General features: G+C 67.3%; 16 protein-coding genes. 1 reads left to right on the forward strand and 15 read right to left on the reverse strand.

Annotated elements, in window-relative coordinates; all coding sequences use genetic code 11:
- Positions 1–157: 157 nt before the first annotated feature.
- The gene (locus B0I08_RS10230) at positions 158–787 is read right to left on the reverse strand and encodes a hypothetical protein (protein WP_106212490.1); all 630 of its coding nucleotides are present in this window, start codon (positions 785–787) and stop codon (positions 158–160) included.
- A gap of 227 nt (positions 788–1014) precedes the next feature.
- On the opposite strand from B0I08_RS10230, the gene B0I08_RS17590 reads away from it, so the two are divergent.
- Entirely contained in the window at positions 1015–1767 is a 753-nt protein-coding gene (locus tag B0I08_RS17590; protein ID WP_146134384.1) for a hypothetical protein, read from the forward strand.
- Here the strand turns inward: B0I08_RS17590 and B0I08_RS10240 are convergent.
- The 14 genes from B0I08_RS10240 to pstA form a co-directional block, all read right to left on the reverse strand.
- Positions 1667–2344, reverse strand: a complete 678-nt coding sequence (locus tag B0I08_RS10240; RefSeq protein ID WP_106212494.1) for a hypothetical protein — start codon at positions 2342–2344, stop codon at positions 1667–1669. The genes B0I08_RS17590 and B0I08_RS10240 overlap by 101 nt on opposite strands.
- 9 nt (positions 2345–2353) lie before the next feature.
- Positions 2354–3292: a protein kinase gene (locus B0I08_RS10245; protein ID WP_181243380.1), complete on the reverse strand. Its 939-nt coding sequence runs from the start codon at positions 3290–3292 to the stop codon at positions 2354–2356.
- A 377-nt stretch (positions 3293–3669) separates the two neighbouring features.
- The gene (locus tag B0I08_RS10250; RefSeq protein ID WP_106212498.1) at positions 3670–4587 is read right to left on the reverse strand and encodes a lytic transglycosylase domain-containing protein; all 918 of its coding nucleotides are present in this window, start codon (positions 4585–4587) and stop codon (positions 3670–3672) included.
- Positions 4584–6662, reverse strand: a complete 2079-nt coding sequence (locus B0I08_RS10255) for a protein kinase domain-containing protein (RefSeq protein ID WP_106212500.1) — start codon at positions 6660–6662, stop codon at positions 4584–4586. The genes B0I08_RS10250 and B0I08_RS10255 overlap by 4 nt, the downstream gene beginning before the upstream one ends.
- Before the next feature lie 5 nt (positions 6663–6667).
- Entirely contained in the window at positions 6668–7435 is a 768-nt protein-coding gene (locus B0I08_RS10260) for a phosphate ABC transporter ATP-binding protein (RefSeq protein WP_219905653.1), read from the reverse strand.
- A 389-nt stretch (positions 7436–7824) separates the two neighbouring features.
- Positions 7825–8832: a sortase gene (locus tag B0I08_RS10265; RefSeq protein ID WP_181243381.1), complete on the reverse strand. Its 1008-nt coding sequence runs from the start codon at positions 8830–8832 to the stop codon at positions 7825–7827.
- Complete coding sequence (locus B0I08_RS10270; RefSeq protein ID WP_106212506.1) at positions 8825–9661, reverse strand: hypothetical protein; 837 nt, start codon at positions 9659–9661, stop codon at positions 8825–8827. The genes B0I08_RS10265 and B0I08_RS10270 overlap by 8 nt, the downstream gene beginning before the upstream one ends.
- Positions 9658–10800 carry a COG1361 family protein gene (locus B0I08_RS10275; protein ID WP_146134385.1) on the reverse strand — a complete coding sequence of 381 codons (1143 nt, stop codon included), beginning with the start codon at positions 10798–10800 and terminating at the stop codon, positions 9658–9660. The genes B0I08_RS10270 and B0I08_RS10275 overlap by 4 nt, the downstream gene beginning before the upstream one ends.
- A 128-nt stretch (positions 10801–10928) precedes the next feature.
- Positions 10929–12290, reverse strand: coding sequence for a hypothetical protein (locus tag B0I08_RS10280; protein WP_106212510.1), 1362 nt, complete (start codon positions 12288–12290; stop codon positions 10929–10931).
- A 94-nt stretch (positions 12291–12384) separates the two neighbouring features.
- Positions 12385–13731, reverse strand: coding sequence for a hypothetical protein (locus B0I08_RS10285; protein WP_106212512.1), 1347 nt, complete (start codon positions 13729–13731; stop codon positions 12385–12387).
- Positions 13732–13927: 196 nt separating this feature from the next.
- The gene (locus tag B0I08_RS10290) at positions 13928–15151 is read right to left on the reverse strand and encodes a hypothetical protein (protein WP_146134386.1); all 1224 of its coding nucleotides are present in this window, start codon (positions 15149–15151) and stop codon (positions 13928–13930) included.
- Between the two features lie 141 nt (positions 15152–15292).
- On the reverse strand, positions 15293–17947 hold the full coding sequence (locus B0I08_RS10295) for a hypothetical protein (RefSeq protein WP_106212516.1): 2655 nt from the start codon (positions 17945–17947) through the stop codon (positions 15293–15295).
- Complete coding sequence (locus tag B0I08_RS10300) at positions 17944–19680, reverse strand: phosphate ABC transporter substrate-binding protein PstS (RefSeq protein WP_106212518.1); 1737 nt, start codon at positions 19678–19680, stop codon at positions 17944–17946. Before B0I08_RS10300 ends, B0I08_RS10295 begins: the two co-directional genes overlap by 4 nt.
- A complete protein-coding gene (gene pstA, locus B0I08_RS10305) occupies positions 19677–21008 on the reverse strand; it encodes a phosphate ABC transporter permease PstA (RefSeq protein WP_106212520.1) in 1332 nt (443 codons plus the stop codon). The genes B0I08_RS10300 and pstA overlap by 4 nt, the downstream gene beginning before the upstream one ends.

Consider the following 21008-nt stretch of genomic DNA (forward strand, 5'->3'; position numbering starts at 1 on the left):
CCCGGTGAATGTGGCCCCAACCGGCCGAAACGGGCAGGTTTACGGGAATCACAGCCGTGTAGTTCCTAACAGGCTTCTCCACAGTGTGGACAACTGCGATTTTCGGGTCGAGTGCCCTTAATCCAGGCCGATCTGAAGACCGATAATGAGGCGGATGTCACGGCTCCGCGATCGCGCGAAGCGGCAGCGCGTGCCGCTTGCCCGCGTCGCGCAGGGCGAGGTTGCGCTGCTCCCACTCGCGCAGACGTGTGCGCTCCGGCTCGAGGGCCGCGTTCTCGGGGCACACCGCGGCGGACTTGCCGCAGACGCAGTGCAGTGCACGCTCGGGATCCTCGTGGTGCAGCCGGTCGAGCCGCCAGAGCACGGCCATCAGCCGGTCGATCTGGCGGTGGGCGAGCTCGGTGTTGCGCTCTGCGCGCCGCACGACGGTGGTCTCGATCAGCTCGCGCACACCGCCCGTCTCCGTGCGGTCAAACTCGCCCGCAACGACGCTCGACAGCTGCTCGACTTGCGCCGTGAGCCGCGCGATCGCGGCGGAGTCCGCGTCGGCGGTGGCCTCCGCTCCCGCGACGTACTCGCGGTGGGTTTCCTGCTCGTCATCGACCAGTTCCGACCACATCTTGATGTGCTCGAGGTCCCGCCGCTCGGCCTTGTCTGATCCGAGGTGTTTCTGGCAGAAGGGGCAGACCACCTGGTCGCTCGACGACGCGAAGCGGAACGGCTGCAGCGACCGGCAGCAGAAGCACTGCGCCATCACGTCTACGTGCAGCGGAAAACCGTGCGGCATGGAGAACCTCCTCGGTGGCCGTCTGCCTCTGGCCATCGTAACCGTCGCGGTCTCGTCCTGGCGAGCGGTCTCATCCTGGCGAGAAGCTCGTCCTGGACTAGGGCCCGAGGTCACTATCGACGACGACGACCTCGGCGTAGCCTCGGCACCAAGTCGAGCTTTACGCACGACGTGGTCCGACTTCGGGCCACAAATCCCGTCAATGCAGACGGGAGAAGGGCAAGACAATGCCACTGGCACCATCACCCCTAAACCCCGACCATGGCCTGCGCACCCGTCCGTCGCTGGCGGAGGTCTCAGATGTGCAGCGCTGGATCAGCCGCCGCTACGGACTCCCCCTCGCCGCGGCGGCCGTCGACGCCATCGTGGCCAATCAGCGCGAGGGTAGTGCGGTGCGCCACCGCCTGCGCTGGGCCTTCACCCACGACCGATGGGCACTGAAGCTCTCGCGTCACGGGCGCACCGAGGCGCAGTCGCTCGAGTGCGTCCCGGTGAACGGTGCCCGCGTGTACGAATGGGCCCGGCACGTCAACGGCCAACGCACCCCCGCGCCGGTGTACCCGGGTGAAGCCTGGAACGTAGATGCCTCGTTCTCGCACCTGATCACGTCTGGGCCGACAGCGGGCATTCATTGGGATGCCTCGGTGGAGGACGGTTTTGCCGACTGGGCCACCGCGCGGTACGGGCTGCGCCGACAGGAGGTGGCGAGGCTCCGTCTGACCGATCGCCGCCATCACGGCACTCCGCACCGCAGTATCGCGCAGATCATTACCTGCGAGGTGAGCCCGAGCGCACAGCATCTGCACGAGCTGTCCCTGTTGTGGCTGAACTCCAAAAACGTGATCGTAGACAAAGACGGCGACGAGCTGACGGTGATCTTTACACCCGGGTGTCCGGCGGCGCCTGTCGTGACCGCACGTGGTGATGTTCCTGCCTCCGCGAGATCGGCCGGATCGGACGCTGCGCTCCACGGGTCTTAATCGGCCTGAGCGGCCCGCCGAGGATCAAGGGAGACGCAAGCAGCGGGCCGGCGTCAATCTTCTTCCCAGCGCTCGCGACGTTCTCCGCCAACCGGGCCGGTGCCACCTCCGCCTCGACCTGCGGGGCGGGCGAGTCGACCTTCGCCGAGCCCAACTTGTCGATCACCGTGGCCGCGCTCGCGTTGCGCAGCCTCGCGGTGGGATAGTGCCGCAGGGGCATCACCAGCGGGATGCCGTCGAGTTGCAGAAGCCAGGCGTAGGCCGGCGGTGTGGCTGCCTGAACGTGCAGCAGCTCTAGGTCGGTCACGCGCGCGAGCGCGTCCCGTGCGCTTTGGCGTGCCGCCTCGGGGTCGGGATAGAGGGCGGCGCTGGATGCCACGGACCTGCCATTCGCCGCGACAACTATCCACGCCGACAGTGATTCGCCGAAGTCGAGGGTGGTTTTCAGTGATGCCAGCGCCGAGCGGGACACGGATACCTTCGACAGCACCCGACGTCGCGCTGCCAGCCAGTCCTGGAAACTCTCAGACGCCACGTCGTCGAACGTCTGGAGGCTGATTGTGGCCCGATTTGCCATGGTCGGTTGCTACCTCTCTCGCTGTTCGCCGCCGCGGTGCATACCCACGGAACGCAGCTGCTCGATAACCTCAGAGAAAGAATGCTGCCGCTCCTCCGGGTTGTCGCTCATCGCCTGGTTGGCGATCGCGTGGAGTTGCCCGAGGGTGTCCGCGGCGAAGTCCCTGGTGACGTCGTCACCGGTGGCGCTGCCGGTGGCGCTGCCGGTCCGATCGCGCGGCCCGGTGTGTTCCCCGAGCAGCAGCAACGCGGCCAGCACACAGCCGAAGCCGAAGATGTCGCTGCGCCTCGTGGGAAGCTGCCCGGCGCCGTGTTCGGGCGGCGGATACTGGAGGTGTTCGGAGAACCACTGTCGGATCTGCGCCGTGGTCGGGGAGTCCGAGGCCGAGGCCACGTCCGTGACTGGCGGCCCGAAGCCCGTGATGCGGATCCGGGGTTCGGCGGACGCGGCATCCGTTTCACGCAACTCCGTTTCGAGCAACACGGTCGCCGGACCCAGGTCGCCGTGCACCGCCCCCGACAAATGTGCATACTTCATGGCGCGCGCCGTCTGAAGGGCGAGGTGGAGCACCCGGTCGGGCCAGCCCTGAGCCCAGCTGCCGGGCATGGCAAACCGGTCGAGGTTCGGCGCTGCCACGCTCTCGCCGACGGCCCAGTGCGCCGGCCGACCGGTTACCTCCGAGCTTCCCACCTCGAAGGTGCCGACGATGCCGGGGTGCACGAGCGAGCCGCGCGCCACATAGAGGGAGACGAACAGGGCGACTTTGGCCTCGTCTATCGCCCAGTCGTCGCGCAGGATCGTGATCGTCACGTCCCGGGAGAGGAAGTTGTCGTAGCCGCGGTGCACGGTCGTCATCGGATCGCCCGAGAGCTCCCCGCCGACCACGTAGCGACCGGCGAGCACCAGGGGCAGCACTGCCCCGACCCTGAGGGCAGCGGAGGCTGGCACTGCATCGCCCGCAGGCTCTGCATCTTCGGCCTGACGTGCGCCCGGGAGCGCTACTCGTCCGAGCGGATCTCGTAGGCGTCGGCGACTACGAGGCAATGACCACGCGCTCATCGGCCCTGGAGCCCGCTGAGCTTCGTGAACATGGTGCGCCTTCCGGTGATTGCTGAGTTTTCCGCGTTAATCGAGTCTGCCGCGCAAACGTTGCGTTTGACCCTGCTCAACTCAGAACGATCTCCAAATATCCAGTGCTTTTCGTGGACGGTTTGGTGAACATCTGGAGATAGGGGTAACGATTGTGTCATCGGTTTTGCAACTGCAGAGGGCGCTGGTGCGCGAATCGGATCGCATCTAATCGGCTCGCACGCGGATGCGCAGCCTCACCCCCCCTGCCGCGCGTACCCGTTCGCGGTCTGGGCGATCAGGTCGACGTAGCTGTCGAGGTGGTTGTAGCTGAAGACGGCCGCACGCCACTGCTCGGGCGTCGACACCGAGCCACTGTGGCAGAGGTATCGCGCGGTGGCGAGCGCCGCATCATCCACCTGATTCGGGTCCCCCACCCCGTCTCCGTTGCCGTCGGCCGTCCACGTTGCCCAGGTCGACGGGATGAACTGCATCGGACCCACAGCGCGATCCCACACCGCATCGCCGTCCCAGGCGCCGCCGTCGCTGTCCCGGATCGCCGCATAGTCGCCGCCAGAGAGCGCGGGACCGCGGATGAGCGGGCTGCTGAGCCCCGACTCGGTGAGGGTCGCGCCGCCGTGGCTGCCGTGCCCGGACTCTACAAACCCGATCGCCGCGACCGTGTTCCAGCCGAGACCGCAGCGCGGCTGCTCCTCGCCGACAGTCAGCGCCGCCGCGGCGTAGGCGACCAGCGCCCGCTGCGGAATCCCGGTCTTCGCCGCCACCTCCGCGGCCCAGTCCGCGCTCACCATCGCAACCGCCGTGGACGTCACGATCGGCTCGGGCGGCGCGTCGGCGCTCGGCCGCAGCCCACCCCCGTCAACCGTGAGGGTGCCAGGCTGATTTTCCAGGCCGGGGTCGGTGGATGTCACGCCGCCCAGCTCCCCCGCCATCCCCTCGGTCGCCGCCGCAAGAGGGGCACCGGACACGGGCACGTCCGCGTCCACAGCCGTCGCGTCGGGGGTCACCGGCTCGATCAGCGACACCGCCGAGACGTAGTACCCGACGACCGCGAGCACTACGCCGGCCGCGATCAGTGCGCCGAGCGGTCGACGCGAGCGCGCGGCGGCCGGGGTACGGGCGCGGTGACGGCGCGCGGGCGTCCAGAGCTTCACAGCGGGGCATCCCGTCTGGAAATTGCGCGCGTATGTGCACTCTGGGACTGCGCGGCCGCAGACCCGTCCTCGTCGTCTCGAACGGGGGTTGGCGTGGGCGACGGAGTGGCGCTCGGGGACGGAACGACGGTCGGCCGGGGCGTCGGTGTAGGAGTGGCGGACGGCGCGGTGAACAGGAGAGCAACGAGAGTGCCCAACGGGTGGCTTTCGCCGGCGGCCGGGGTCGTTCCGGTGATCTGGGCGTCTGCCGGCACCACCGTCGCATTGCCGACGGTGAAACCGGCGTCGCGCAGGGTGGCAAGGCTGCTGGCGTAACGGGTTCCTGCGACGGAGGGCACGGAGTTGCTGCCCGAGGCGACGATGATCGCGACGGTGCCGTTTTCGTCCAGTTCGGAGCCCGCCGCCGGGTCGGAGCCGAGCACCCGCCCGGCCTCGTGCACGGAGTCCCACTCGATCACCTCGCCCACGCTGAGGGTGGCAGCGGCGAGTGTCGCGGTCGCCTCGTCCAGGGTGCCGCCGGCGACTTGGGGAACCGGCACTCGCTTCGCGACCGGCTCGGCCACCGGCGGGGGCACGTTGTTTGTGGGCGTGGGGGCGGAGGTGTTCAGGGGAACGACCGACGCCTCCGCGGAGGCTTCCGGCAGAGGGGCGGGAGCGCTCGGGGCCATCTGGTACGAGATGACGCCCCACGCGAGCAGGCCGACGATCGCCACCGCGACGGCCACCCTGCCGAGGGCTCCGTTATCGAGGCGGCGCCGGTCGGAGATCGGGCGCGGCAGGGATTCGGAGGCGTCTATGTCGGCGTACCAGTGTGCGGGGGCAGCCGCGCCCGCCTGCGCAGCGTCCCACGACCCCGCCGTTTCCGCCGCCCGCGGCGGCGAGATAACGCCGCGCGAGCGCGTTCCCCCGGGCAGAACGGTCGTCGGCGCGTCGAGGCCGGGCTCACGCTCATCGAGATCGGGCCCCCGCTCGACGAGGTCGGCACCCAGCTCAGAGAGGAGCGCCTGGCCTGCTCCCGAAATGATCTCGGTATGGTCGACGGGCGCTACCTGGGCGGCGGCGCGCAGCGGTGCCGCGACCGCGCGCAGCGCCTCGAGCATCGCGGCCGCGCTCGAAAATCGTTCGCCCGGACGGGTCGCCATCGCCGTCACAACAAAACGGTCGATGCTGCGCGGCACCGCGACGCGCTCGGACGAGGGCACCGGCGGCGGCGCACTCGCGTGGGCGGCCACCGTCGCCCGCACGTCGGCCCGCGGGTACGGCACCTGCCCGGTCAGCAGCGTGTAGAGAACGGCACCGGTTTGGTAGAGGTCGCTGCGCTCGGTGACGGCCTCGCCGCGGGCCTGCTCGGGCGAGAGGTAGTTGGCGTTGCCGACCACGCCGGCGGGCAGTGCCGGGGAGGCTGAGCCGCTATGAGTCGAGCCGCCGTGCCGGGCAGTGGCGCGCGGGCTCCTCGTGGCGAGCAGGGTGTTGTCCCCGACGGTGGCCTGGCCCGCGGCATCCGCTAAACCAAAATCGACCAGGCGCACGTCGGCCGCCTCGATGCGACCACCCGGCTGCGGGTTCACGATCAGGTTGTTCGGCGAGATGTCACGGTGCACCAGCCCGACCTCGTGGGCGGCCGCCAGCGCGAGCAGGGTCCCCTCGGTGACGGCGAGGGCGTCAACGATGCTGAGGGTCCCGGCGGTTTCGAGGTATTCGGTGAGACTGAGGCCCTCGGCGAGGTCCTCGGCTATCCACGCCATGTCGACGCCACCGGCGTCGTGCACCCCGACCGCGTGCACGGACACGATGTTGGGATGCTGGATGGTGGCGACCGCCATCGCCTCCTCAAAGAAAGCGGTGCGCACGGCGTCGTCGGTGGACAGCCGCGGGTGCAGCACCTTCACCGCAACGGTCGCGCCGGTGAGCGTGTCGACGGCGCGGAAGACCGACGCCGTGCCGCCGGTGCCGAGCAGGCCGCCGAGTTGGTAGCGTCCGCTCAGCAACCCGACCGGGCCTGCCGCCTCGCCCGGGGTGGGCACACCCCCTGAGGGCACCGAGTCCCCCGCTGCCGCCTCCTCGCCCTCCGTCATGACCCTTAGCCGAAGACCCCGTTGACGTAGTCGCGAGTGCGCACGTCCTGGGGATCGTTGAACATGGCGTCGGTGTCGCCGTGCTCGACGATCGCACCGGGGGTGCTCTGGGAGGCGAGGAAGAACGCGCACTGCTGCGACACCCGCTGGGCCTGCTGCATGTTGTGGGTGACGATCACGATCGTCACCTCTTTCTGCAGTTCGCTCATCGTTTCCTCGATCACGCGGGTTGAGGTGGGGTCGAGCGCCGAGCAGGGTTCGTCCATGAGGAGGATGCGCGGTTGCACCGCGAGTGACCGCGCGATGCACAGTCGCTGTTGCTGACCACCGGAGAGCCCACCACCGGGCTGGCGGAGGCGATCCTTGACCTCTTTCCAGAGCCCCGCGCGGGTGAGGCAGCGCTCGACGATGTCGTCTTTCTCGTCGCGGGAGACGTGTGTGCCGGTGAGCTTCAGGCCCGCCACCGCGTTGTCGTAAATCGACATGGCGGGAAATGGGTTGGGCTTCTGGAAGACCATGCCGATGGAGCGGCGCGCGTCGGTCAGCTTTTTGTGGTCGCCATAGATGTCGTCGCCATCGATGAGAACTTCGCCGGCCAGCGAGGCCGACGGAACGAGCTCGTGCATCCGGTTGAGGATGCGCAAAAACGTCGACTTACCGCAGCCCGACGGGCCGATCAGCGCCGTGACTTTGCCGGCCTCCATGGTGAGGGAGACCCGGTCGAGCACCTTGTGGTCGCCGAACCAGGCCGAGACCTCGCGCGCCTCGAGCATGGCGAGGCCTCCGGCGGGCCGCGGCTGTGGCGCGCGGGGGTCCACCGGCGCGAACGGCCGATCCGCCACGGTTGCGGCCGTTGCGGCCATCGCAGCCGGCGCTGCGGGCAGCACCCGGGTGGCCTCGGTTTGCGGCATCGCCGCTCCCGGTCGGCCGGCCTCGCTTCGCCCGGTGACGTTCTGCCACCATGAGCGGTCGAGCGGAAGCTGCCCCTGTGCGGTGTCGGCGGTCGAGTCGCCCGCCGACGCGTCCGAAGGAGCGGGAGCGCCCGAAGCAGCGAGTTCGTCGGCGGCCGCCGCGGAGGCGGCCGGGGTGTCGTCTGGCGCTGCGGGCGAGTTGGAGCTGGGGGCGGTGGGGTTCACGAGGTGTCCTTGCTGGGTAGTCACGGTCAGATGAGGTTGGGGAGGGCAGCCATCACGGCGTCCGCGGTGGTGACGCCGAGGGCGAGCATGATCGGAGTCCCGATCAGCCAGGTGTGCCAGCGGCCCCAGGATCGCCACAGCCACCACAGGGTGATTCCGGCGCCGATGAACACGGCGAGCGCGGTCAGCGCCGCAAACCAGGCCTCTCCGTCCTGGCCCATGGCCCGCTCGTCTTTGGGCAGGGCCTGGTAGGTCATCACCTTGGTGGGCGTGGGTTGCACGTCGCTGGTGAGCTCGGCGTCGATGTGCAGCGCTCCTCCAGGAAACAGCGCGAGCCCGTCGGCGGTGATGAGTTCCAGTCGGCCAGCGCCCGCCTTCAGTACCTCCGGTAGCGGGTCGTCGTTGCGGCGCACCCCGAATACCGTGTAGATGTGCACGCCCTGGCCCGTGGTGATTGTGATCTCGTCTCCGGGAACGAGCTGGCCGACCGAGCGGAACGGCCCGCCGTAGGTGGTCTGGCGCCCGAGGATGACGCTGGTCCCGGCCTGGCCGGGCATCACGCTGTCCCGACGGTGACCGGGTCCGGTGCGCAGCACGCTGGCCGTAGATCCCTCCACCACCGTCTCCGTCAGCCCGATCTCGGGGATGCTCAGCAGCGAGACAGGGGTGCCAAGCGCCACGAGATCCTCGTTCACGTCGAGCTGGCCGACGGGGATGTCGGCCTTCGCCAACGAGGTGCGCAGGTCTTGAAAGGCGATGTCCTGTGACCGACTGTGCTGCAGCCAGCTGAACAGCGTGGCGTGCACCACAAAGCCGATCAGCAGCATCGACACCACCAAAACCGCGGCGCCGATCCACCAGCGTGCGTCGCGGGGTGCGAGCTGCCGCGGCACCGCCGGGCGAGTGGGCAGCGTGTATGAGGTGCGCCGGCGGGGCGGGGGGCCGCCGCGGCGCAGAGGCGGGATGCCGGGCCGCGTCACCTTCGCGGAATCGACACGGTCCCGCATCGGAGTAGGCGTGGCAGTATCAACCATCGGTTCCGGCTCCCGCCGCGTCGGCATCCGAATCGCCGCGCAGTGCGCGCAGCCCGAACCAGAACAGCGCGATGAGGGCCGCGAGTGCGGCCAAGCCACCGGCGATCCACCAGGTTATCGGTGCGATCTCCGGGGATACCCCCGCCGTCTGCGGATCCGTTCCCACCATGAAGTCGCCGACGGCGATCGCCTTGCTCGCCCAGCCGGTGAACTGCAGGGTGTGGGTGCCGGGCAGCTGGTCCTTCGGCAGGGTGAACATCACCGAGATCGCGCCGGCCGCGTCCGCCGTGAAGTTTCCGATCAAAATCGGTTCGCTGAACAGCACGACCTGCACCTGCTCGCCGGCGGTGAAGCCACTGGCGGTGGCGGTCACATTCTCGCTGGGCAGGTACATCTCCTTGTCGAAGATCACCGCGCTGCCCGTGCCGGGCAGGGTCGGAAGCGCCGGTTCGGTGGCGGCCGGCGTGCCGGTCGTTCCGGCTTCCGCGCCCGTCCCGGGCAAAGTAGAGCCAGCGGGCGCCCGGGTCGCGGAGCTTCCACTACCCGAGGTCTTCGCCGGAGAATTCGCCGGAGCGGAATTGCCCGAGCCGGGATTGGCGGGAGCTGTCGGATTGGCCGGCGGGGCGGTGGGCGTCGCGCCCGGATCCACGGGCTCCGCCGGAATGGTGACCGTGAGCGGCGAATCCCCGTTGGGGTCGGGCGTCTCCGCAGCGTGCGCGGGCATCGCCGTGAGACTGAGCGCGAAGACTGCCGCCAGGAGCGCTGCCGCCCGCGCCGAACGTGCTCGGGACTGCGAAATGCGCTGGGTGGGCGCTGCTGTGGGGCTCACGGGGTGACCTGGCTTTCTGTGGAAGGGGTAGCTGCGGAAGGGATGGTCGCGAGGGTTTCCTCACGCACGCGGTGGGCGTAGTCGTCGAGCGCGATCGCTAGGCGAGCGCGGGAGGTGCGGCGCCACCAGATCGCGCCGACTACGACGGCGGCCAGAAGAACAAGAAGGCCGAGCAGGCTCCACGGCACCGCCCAGGTGGTGGCTGAGCTTTCCGCGGCGACCGGCAGCACGTCACTGCCGGCGACTCCGGCCGCGGCTTGCGGCGTGACCGCGATGTCAGCAATAAGAAGGAAGAGCGGTGGGATGTCGCTGACATCCACCACCACGTGCCCACGAGCACCCGGCAGCAGGTTCTCCACGGTCGTGGCGGTTGCGGTGCCGAGGGAGATGCCGAACGGTCCGGTGAGGGTCGCGACCGGCGCGGCGGAGACTCGGGTGTTTCCAGTGTTCTGCACGTCGAAGCCGATCGACGCGGTGCCGCCGGCGAACGGGTTCCACCCGCCGGTGTAGCTGGCCACGGCGCCTGCCACCTGCAGGGCCGGGGCGGTGTCGCCCGCCACGCGCAGGTAGATGCGGGTGCCGACGCGCTGGCTGACGGCGATGGCACCGCCGTCAGCGGAGGGGGTGGTGTAGGCGGCGACGATGCCCGCGGAGTGGTCGCCGGGCGTCGCGTTGGCCGGCACGCTGATATTGACCGGGATGATCGCGGCGGTGCCCGGTTCTACGGTGAGGGTGACGCCGAGCGCGGCCGCGCAGGCGGGATCGGTTGTCCCGTCGCCGGTGTCTGCGCACGTGGCGGGTCCGCCGCCGACGCTGGTCCAGCCGCCGAGGTCGGTGGACGGCGTGTCTTCCCCCACCAGGGTGAACGACGCCGTTTCGAAATCTGTGGTCGCGTCCGCAGCGTAGACGTGGAAGGTGACCGCTGCCGCGCTGAAGTTGGTGACGGCGACGTGGTCGGCGATGACGCTGCCGGGGTCGACCGAATATTCGAGCGCAGAGCGGCCGTCGGCCGCCGACTCAGTGGCGGGTTGCACGCTCCAGGTCACGTCGCCGTCGGCGGCCTGCGCGTGCGCCGCGCCGAGAAGGGCGGGCGCAGTGAGGGCAAGCGCGAGCGCGACGGCTGCGCCGACGGCACGCACCGCGCTAGTGCGGGCTGACGAACTGGGGACTGGGGCAAAGAGGGGCATAACAGCTTTCGTTCAAGAGGGTGCAGAGGAGAAGCCGTGCTCGACTCGGGCGATGGCTGGGTCGAGCACGACATCCACCGCTAAATGAGGGTGAAGGTGAGCGTGCTCGCGTACTGGCCCGCGGCCGTGCTCTTGGGTGCGTTCAGCTGCACGTTCGCCCGAATGTGCGACGTCACCACACCGGCCACCGTGGAGTTTGCCCAACTGGCCAAAGCCCGGGTGCTGCTCAGGTCGGTGGTGGCACCACCCGAAACAACTCCGTCGGAGACCACCGGGGTGTCCCAACCCAGGTGCGACGCGGCGATGGTTTTCGTCGCGTCGGAGGTGTTAGTAAGCACGGTACTGCGCCCGCTCACGGCCCAGGCCGTCTTCGACACCCGACCATCGACTACGGTCAGGCGCGGCAGTGCAGCGGAGGCGGTGTATGCCGTCTCCGTGCTCGCCGCATCGCCGAGCACTACCGTGCCGGCGGCGACTGTCAGTTGCAATCCGGTCGGCAGAAGCTCCGGAATCGTGACACTGATGTCGCGTGAACCGATCTGATTCGGGTCCGCCCCGATATTCATATCAACGATCGACTGAGCACGCAGCGAATGGAAGTACGGGGCGTTCGCAGCCGGCACATACACCGCGGAGATCGCGCGGTTCGAAACGTGCGTGCCCTTGTCAAACCAGTCCGCCGTGATGAATGTGGCGACACCATCACGCAACGTCATCTGCGTGACGACCCGGCCGAACATGGTGAGAGCGATCGTCCCCGTCGCGTCGGTGGCGACACTCCCGTCGGGTCGGATCACCCGCGCCGTGACGAGTGCGCTTTTCTCGTTGGGCTGGGTCTTATTGGTGAGCTCCACCACCGGAATAGGTCTGGTGTTGCTCGGAGTCCCGGCGACTTTCCACCCGGTGAGACCGTTACCCAGGTCGGTTACTTCGAGGTCGGCCCGAAAATAGTTTCCGGACAGCGGATCGTTGACCCCGCCGGAGAGAACCACCGCGAACGTCTCCCCGACCTTGGTTTTGTTGAGGGTTGCCGGTGCCGCAGCACCCAGGGTCTTGAAGGTGAGTTGCTCGTTCTGTCCGAAGTCGTAGGGCCCTGCTATTGGCCCTGTATTTGTGTACCCGGGGGTGTCGAGGACGATGATCGAACCCGATTGAGACAGCTGGCCCTTCACGATACTCACCGCGGCGTTGCCATAGCGTGGGCTTTCCGTGAACTTCTGGCCGTCTGTCGAGACCCCGCTAAGTGCCGTGTCCCAGGTTCCGCTCTGTGGCTCAAGGAGGAGTTCGCTTTTGTACTTTTGGGCGACGGGAGTGATGACGTCTCCGGAAGCCGCGTAGGCCGCGGGCGCGGAAGCAACCGCCGACAGCCCACCCACCATGGCGGCAACGGCCACGACAGACAGCACCCGTGCCAGGGTGCCGCGCTTGGAATGATTTTTCATGATGTCCTTTCTAGAACCTCACGGTCACAGCCGCGCCGCCCTGCGGTGACCGGCGCTCCTGAGGGAACGCCGGGCACCGCGGGGCGGCCGCGGGCTAGATCAGCGTGAGGGTCAGGATTCCTTTGTATTCGCCGGCGACGGTGGTGGTGGGCGCGGCCAGGGTGACCGTGGTGTCGATCGTCGCGCTGACGTTCGAGGTAGACGTGCCGTTCCACGAGGCAAGCGCCCTGTCGGTCGTCAAGTCGCTGACGGCCGTACCTGCAGTGATTCCGCCGGTGACCGTCGGTGCCACCCAGCCGAGGTACTGCGCGGCGATCGTCTTCGTCGCGTCAGCGCTGTTGGTCAGGGCCGAGCTCTTGCCGTTCAGCGACCATGCCGACTTGGTGGTACGTCCGTCGGTGACGCTCAGCTTCGGCAGCGCACCCGAGGCAGTGAAGGCGGTAGCGGTCTGGGCCGCGTTACCGAGCGAGACCGAGCCGGCGGCAACCGTGAACTTCAGACCACTGGCCGAGGCCGGGATGGTCACCGTGACGTCGGTGTTGACGGGGGCTTGGGGAGTTCCAACCGTGCTGATGATCGCGGTAGCGGCGCCGGAATCCTTGTACTTGTCTGCCGTGCCGGCACGGTAGGTGGCCGTGTAGGTGTACTCCGTGTTGGCTTCCAGACCCGATGCAGTGAACGTCGCACTGCCGTTTGAGACGGGCACCGAGGTCGTGGTTCCACCGGCTCGAGCGAACTCGACAGTTCCATTTGCGTCGGTCGCGGTGGAGCCGTCTGTCGTTTTCACGGTCGCGTCGAGTTTCACGCTTCCATCGGTCTGCGCTGTCGCCGCGAGGGCGATCGACGGCGTGATGGCCTCCACCGGAGCGGCCGTGACGACCTTCCAGCCGGTCTTGTTTTCGCCGAGATCGGTGACGACGATGTCGGCGCGAAAATAGCTCCCAGTAATGAAAGTGGCGCTAGTTGTGCCATACAGGATTACTGCGAAGGTCGAGCCGACCACGGTTTTGTCAAGTCCACCGGGAAGGTAAGTGCTGGATACACCCATGGCCTTCGCGGGAAGCAGGTCTGCGGGCCCGAGGTCGTAGGAGGTCGCGGTCGGGGTGGCTACCTTACCCGCGAAGGTCGCGCTCCGGTTGTTAAAGTCACTCAGAACTCCCTTGACCGCCCTGAGATACCATCTAACGCTCCCGTCTTCTGGGAGGCTCAGTCCGTTGGTGCTCACGCGAGTAAACGGGTCGCCCCAGTTGCCGCTCGACGGCTCAATGGTCAGGGGTCCCACGGAAGTCTGCCCCGCATAGGCCGGTACGGCGTCTTCCTCGGCAGCGTGGGCTGTCGTGGCGGTGAGTGAGAGTGCGGCGATCATTGCCGCTCCGGCGGCAACGGACGCCGCACGGGCGGCGAGCCTTCGCATGGGCGAGCGGGCGAGCGAGCTGAACATTGAGGGTCGTCCTTTTTTTGTGATTGGCGAAGCGGGAGGAAGCCTGGGAAAGAGCGCGTTGACGCGCGTTGGGCTGTGGTGGATGTCGGGTGGAATCCGGGGCGGGCGGTGCGAGCACCACCCACCCCAGACTTCATTTCAGTTGCTACCGGGAGTCAGAGATCGCCGGTATTGGGATTGCTAGCCGATGTACTGACTAGTTGACGCGCAGGTCGGTCTGGCCAGCGGTGTAGGTGCGTCCGCCCACGGTCAGCGGGAGAAGACCGAAACCGAAGTCCTCAATCGTTGACGTGGTCGAGGTCGGCGTCGCCTTGGCAGCGAAGACCGAATCCGGTCCGCTCACGAACGTGCTGCTGAGCGCGGCGATGTCAGCGGTGCGCACCACGTTGAACACCGGGCGAGCGATCGGGAATGCCGAGTTCAGCGTTCCATTGGTGTTCGTCGTCGCGACGCCACCGATGGTGCCGAGCACGGCACCGCGGCGACGGTCAGCGACAGCAATCTGGTAGCTGGCCTCGAGGGCTGCTTCTTTGCCCTGCGCGATGTGCTGCGCGATGGAGAACGGAACCATCGCGTTGGTGACATCGACCGTCACCTGGCCGTCGTGCTCCTGTACGGGCTTCGACGCTCCGGCCAACGTGTAGCTGTCGGCGACCGCGCCACCGAATACCGCTGTGGAGGAACCGAGAAGCGTCGTCGCCCAGAAGGTGCGGGTGCCCGAACCCGACTGCGGTACGAACGGAACGATAGCCGCACCGGTACCGGCACGACCCACCTTCACCAGCACACCGCTGGTGCCAACCTCAAGCAGTTCGCCGTCGGTCGCGTTGTAGATGTTCTTCAGTGTCAGGTCCTCGTTGCTGTCAGAGTCGCTGTTCTGACCAACCGTTGCGCCCAGCGCGATGTCGGACGGAACTGCAGACGTCGGTGCCTTGGCGAAGGACACGGCGTCGACACCAAACGGAATGTAGGTGTAGGTGCCGGTGCCGTCGGCGCGGAACGTCGCGGCGCTGGAGGAGCGGGCGAACTGGATGTCGGCTGGGGCCAAGACCGTTCCCCCGGCGGGGTAGGCCGTGCTGGTGGTCGCCGCGCGCAAAGCGGCCACGCCCGCGCTCGAACCGTTCGGGCGGGGAATCGTCTTGCCCGAAGCGAGTGTGACGGTGCTGCTACCGGTCGCGTTCCACGAACCGATCGTCTTGATCCCGTCGTCGTTAACGACTACCTGGGACAAACCGTTCAGCACGTCCTGGGTGGTGTCCGAACCGAATCCCACAATGGCGCGGTTGGCCGGGTCACCGACGGGGTCTGCCGAGGCCGGCACGATGCCGAATGCCAGTCCGCTGCCGAGAACGGCAACGGACATGCCCGCGGCGGTGAGTGCCTTCGCGAAACGACGGTTCTTTTTTGTCGAAGTAGACAATTTATTCAACTTTCTGTTATTGTGTTTCACTTGCCCTCTAGGGTCTTGCCTCGCCCCTCACCGCTTCCTGCAAAAGCTGCGGTGGGGGGCTCCTTCATTCCGGCCGAGGGGCGGTAACCGGTGAAGTAGCTGGGGGACGGATCATCCGAGGGACCTCCGTCTGAGGAGGAATACCGAGCAAAGAAGTCCAGCGACCCCCGCGATCAGCGAGCCGCCGAGCGCGCTGGATCCGACGATGCTTGCCGTAGGCGACGCATCGAGCGTGTCCTCCGCGCTCGAGACGGTCGGCCCGCCAGCGGCGAGGGCCGTCGGCGTTGTTGTCCCGCTTGCCGCGACCGGGTTCGCCCTGTTCGGCGTGTTCGCCACGACCGTCACCGGCGCCACGTGTGTCGTCACCTGCACCGCGGGAGGAGAGGCGGGCACTAGGTCTGACGTCGGAGCAGCCACGAGTGTATCGGCGAGCGAGAGTGTCGCTGCCTTCTGGCTGCTCGACAGGGGCACAAACCCGTCGGGGAGCTGCCCGCGCAGATCGCCGGGCACCTGCCCACCTGCGGCCGCGTATCTCAGAAAGTGCGAGTAGTCGGCCCGCGCGGCCGCGTCCAACTCGAGCGCGTTAAGGTTGACCGCCGCGCTGAGAGTCATCGCCAGCGGATACGCGTCGGTGGCGAGGCCGCCGAAGTCCATCTGCGCCGTGCCGGTGGCCGGGTCAACAGTGAGCGCTTCCACTCCCTTGGCGAGCGCCTCCGGAGTGGCGCTCACGAAGTGCAGCTCCTCGAGGAACGGCGTTCTGGTGTCAAAAACGGGCGACGCGCTGGGCAGCTGAAGGCTGGCGGTAGAGAGGGAGAGCCGGGCGGCGTCGCCCGTTGTAATCGGCCCCAGAACGATGCGAGATCCCCCGACACCACGGAGCGTCGGCGCAGCGCGAACGAAGACCGCCGTATTCATCGGATCGTGAGTATCTACGAATTGCATGTCGGCCCGAAAGATTCGCGTTGCGGTGCCGGAAAGACTGCTGGCCTGCGGAACCCAGGCTACCGAGTCCACATCGGCGGTCAGTCCGGGGAAATCGATGACCGTTTGGTCGGCGAGGGGAAACATGTCGACCGACTCATCGCTCGCCAGGTCGTACGGTAGCCCCCCACGGAACGCCTTCGCGTTGGTGGTCGGAAGGTAGTTCGGGTTGATGGTCATACCCCACGGATCCGCTTCGCCCTGCAGGAACGCGCGGGCATCTGCGTCGGAGCGGATGTAGGACCACAAGGCGCCGATTGCGTCATCACCAGCGGGACCCGAGGTGACCAGGAAGGGCTCGTTCTTTCCGAGTGCGGGATTACCGAGCTTTATCCATTCCGGGTCTCCCGCGATCGTGAGCGGGCGACCATCGTTGATGTAGGTCGCTTCGGGATCCGGCGAATAGCTCAGGCTGAACCGCGGGAGCTGCGTTTTATAGGACTGCGTTAGCGTCTTCGCGAGCAGCCGCGGGGTTAATTTTATCTCGTCATACTTGACCGTGCCGGTGTCGGCGATAAATCCAATAGAGAAACCGGTGTTGATCACCGGTGCGTAGCGCAGGTCGGCGTCGGCGAGCAGCTCGACGTTCTCGACGTTGACGGTTGCGGATGTGAGGGGTTTGTTAGTCAGTGCGAATGACGCCTGACCGGTGAGCAGCTGGTCGCGCACCACCCGGCCGGCGCTTGTGGTGAGGTTGAAGGTGGCCGCGTTCCCGCCTGTGCAGAGGGTCGACTGCCAGGAGCTAATTGCGTCGACCGCGAGTTCACTGCCGATAATGCGTCGCTCGGCCGCTGCCACGGGGCAGGACGCGTAGGCGTCTGAGAAGTCGAGGGGAACGACGAGCCGATCTTGCCAGAAGCTGCATGACGGCGACATGGGGGAAGCGGACTGTCCCCCCTTCTTCCCGAAGGGAATCGGGTGAGTGGCCAACTTAGTGCAATCGGACGTTCCGACGGCAAGCTCACCGGAGTGCTTCCCTCTCGGTACTACGACCAACCAGCACCGCGCCCCGGCCTGCGATGAACGGTCCCCACAGCCGAGGTGAGGCTGTGCGGCGGCGGACTGCACTTCAAAGGGGATCGTGGTGGAGCCCGAGGCGTTGAGGTAGCCATGCGGGATCTCATTCGAGATGGACGGGGTGTAAAAGGCACTGATCCCGTTTTGCTTCTCGACGATACCGGGAGACGTTTCGACGTTGTAAGGCTCACTCACCGAACCCGTCACGCTGCGAAACGGCACGGGAGCGGTGGTCCCAGGAATTGACCCAGGAACTGTTCCCCGGTCGAACGCGAGGGTGCCGGCGGCTTCGACCGAGGCTTGCGCTTTCGGAAAACCTGAAGCGCTATCCCAGCTGCCGAACTGACAGGTCTCCTTGAAATCGACAGCAAGGGGATCTGCGCCCCAGCACTGGAACATTTGCACGAAGTCACCACCACCACCGGGATTGGAGGTGCCATCCAAACCGGAGACCGTCACCTCCACAGCCTCAGTCCGCAACTCGGTTGTCTTCGACACCGAAATCTGAAGATCCTTGAAGTCGTCATAGTGGCCGCTGCCGTTGTCCTTAAGCGCGGCGTGATCGGGCTGGTACTGCTGCAGCTCGTTCGCGTTGCCGCCGGCCCACTTCACCGTGATCGCCGATTCTTCGGCGGCCTCCGCGGTAGCGACCGGGGCGCTCAGGGTGAGGGTGCTGACGGCGGCAGCCAGGGCGAGGGCAGCCACCGCTAGGCGGCGGGGTGGGCGCGGTTCGGCCGCGCTGCGGCTGCGAGTGAGAGATGTCTTCATCGGGTCTTCCTCGAGTTGAGTGCGGGCGCGTGGGGCAGGAGGCCTGCACGGCTGCGGCGCCTGCTGAGCAGGGGAGGCAGGGCCGCGAATGCGAGAAGTACGAGACCCGACGCTGCGGTGATAAAGGCGCCGGTGAGCCCGAGCCCGGCCTGGGCAATCGTCTGCGGGGTGGCGTTGACCAGCACTGCTTCGGCCGAGTCGGACACCGCGGCGGCGTCCCCGCCGAGTGACTCGGCGCTCCCTGCCGCGCCCGCGGCACCCGCGACGGCTCCGGTGCCGGCCGCCGCGGACTGGGCTGCTCCGGCCGCACCGGCAGTACCCGCCGCACCCGCCGTGCCTGCGGCGCCCCCGGCCGTTCCACCAGCGCCACTCGCGCCGCCGGTGTTTGACGTGGACTCGTCCTTGGCGCCACCCGTGCCGGTCACGCACTGCGCGGGACCCTGCCGGTCACACTCCTGCGGGTAGGGCGCGGTCGCGGTCAGCTTGTTGCTGCCATCGGGGGAGAATGTCGGATTGTTGCAGTTCTCCGGGCCGGTGATCGCGGGGTTGCCGCCCGGAATCTTCTGGATCTGCGATTGGCCGGCGAGCACTAGGTTAATGGGCAGCGGTGAGTAGCCGAGGGTCTCCGCCTGGTTCTGCCCCTCGCAGAGGAAATAGGCGCCGAAGTCGGCCAGCGTCAGGCCCTTGTCGCGGGTGAAACCCGCTTCCTCCTTGGTGGGCAGAATGATGTAGGAGTACGACGACAGCGCATAACTGCGGGGATCACCGCTGGTGTACACGTTTCGGAGGTCCTGGGTGAGATAGTTCGTTGAGGACTGGTCTTCGTTGATCTGCGCCTGCAGCAGTGCCACCGCCACGTTGCCGGCGGTGGGCTCGGTGTAGTAACCGGCACTGTTGAGCAGCTTCGCTACCGGAAACCCGGAGCTGAGAGCGTAGGAGTACTCGACAAACGTGATCGCCCCGACCGCGGCCGATTGCGCCACATAGCCGGCGACTCCATTGGAGCCGGCCTTCGCGACGAACCTGCTGCTCGGCACAATGGGAAAGTTGGAGGTGACGCCGCAGTGACCGTTGATAAGCGGTCGCTCGACCTTGCCGCAGTACGCGTCCCAGATTGCCGGGTATTGCTCGCGCAACCAGATGCTCACCTGCGCGGTCGCCCCGGAACCGTCGGAGCGCACCACCGGCACAATGGGAACCCCGGGGAGGGCAAGCCCAGGGTTGTCTGCCTTGATCGCCGGGTCGTCCCACTGCGCGATGACGCCAGTGAAAATTTTGGCGACCGTTTCCCCGCTCAGCCGCAGATTGGTGACCCGTTTGCCGCCGATCTGCAGGTTGTACATAAACGCGGTGCCGCCGGCGACGATCGGCATGTAGGCGAACCCGCGGGCGGGCTGCCGGTCTGCTTCCTGACTGTTGGCAATGGCGTAGGGGATTTCGCTTACGCCGAAGTCGAGGGTTCCGTTGTTAAAGCCGTTGCGGCCCTGGGTGGAGCCAGACTCGTCATAGGTGATCTTCCATTGCTTGTTCGTCCACACGTTACGAATCCACTGCTGCAGCGCGTTGGCCGACCAGGTCGAGCCTCCGCCCTGGATTGGCACGTGCGCGACACCCGGCTCTCCCGCCGCCTCGGCCCGAGATATTGGCCCGGCGGTCACCGTGCCGACCACGAGGAGGGCGACGCCGATCGCGGCGATTACCGCCCGAAGCCCGCTGAATCTGGTGGTACTCATTTGTGTCCACTGCCTGTCTGCTGAAGAGATTCTGGGCTGTGCCCGCCGCCGTGCGAAGCCGTGCCGCCGGCGCTCGGGTTACCCACTGCCGAGCGCTGGGTGTAGCGCTGTGCGTCACGAATCGACGCCGCCGCTACCCGCCGCCGCGCCCGCCGCGAGAGCTGGCCGGGCCCGCGCCCGCCGATCAGCCGGGCGATGAGGAAGAGGAGAAAGACGAGCACCATGAGCACCGCCGCCGCGCCAAAGCCGCGGGCGATCTGCGACGGCTCGGGGGACTTCACGAGGGTGAAGGTGGCGAACGGCAGACTCACCATCGGCCCGGTGAAGGGGTTCATGTTGATGTAGGTGGTGTAGCCCGCGGTGAGCAGCACCGGGCTGGTCTCCCCGATCCCCCGCGCGGTGCCAAGGATGATCGCCGTCATCAGCCCGGACCGGCTGGTCGGCAGCACCACGTTCCAGATGGTGCGCCACTGCCCGGCGCCGAGCCCGAGCGACGCCTCCTTGAGCGTGCCCGGCACCAAACGCAGCACCACGTCGGCGCTGCGGATAATGATCGGCAGAATCATGATCGTGATCGCCAGCGATGCAGCGAACCCCGACCGGTCAAGCCCGAACATCAGCACGTAGGTGGCGTAGATGAACAGCCCACAGATGATCGAGGGCAGCGCGGTCATCGCCTCGACCACGGTGCGCACCAGTCGGCTGAACTTGCCCGGAAACTCCGACAGGAACACCGCACACAGCAGGCCGAGTGGAATCGAGAAGGTGAGCGCGAACGCGATCATGATCAGGGTACCGATCGCCGCGTGAAGCATGCCGCCGGTGGTGAGCGGGTCGAGCGGGCCTGCCGTGGAGAGGTCCTGGGTCCAGAAGTTGAAGTGGAACAGGGCCTCGGAGCCGCGGATGACGGTGAACACCACCACCACGATCAACGCGAGGATCAGCACCACCGCGAGCGAGTGAATGATGACGTTCGCGACGCGGTCGATGATGGTCACCCGGTTATCGTCGAAACTGATCAGCACCACAAAGTATCCGAGGAACAGCACGTAGCTGATGAGCACAAACGGCAGCGCACCATCGAACGCGACGATCTGGGTGAACAACCACGACGTGGTCGCGATGCCCGCGGCGGCCGCACCGAGTACACGCAGCACGTCGTCGCGCCCGATCGAGGCGAGGTTGCGTCGCACCTCGGGACGGGTGGGATGCCGCGCGCCCGACGATAGGGCAGGCAGCACCGTGCGCCGCCCGGGAGCCGCGGCGCCCGCGTGACGGCTGCCGGTCGCGGCGCCAGCCTCGCTGGTGCGAGTGTCTTCGATGGTCAT

Source organism: Glaciihabitans tibetensis, assembly GCF_003003265.1.
GTDB classification, from domain to species: domain Bacteria; phylum Actinomycetota; class Actinomycetes; order Actinomycetales; family Microbacteriaceae; genus Glaciihabitans; species Glaciihabitans tibetensis.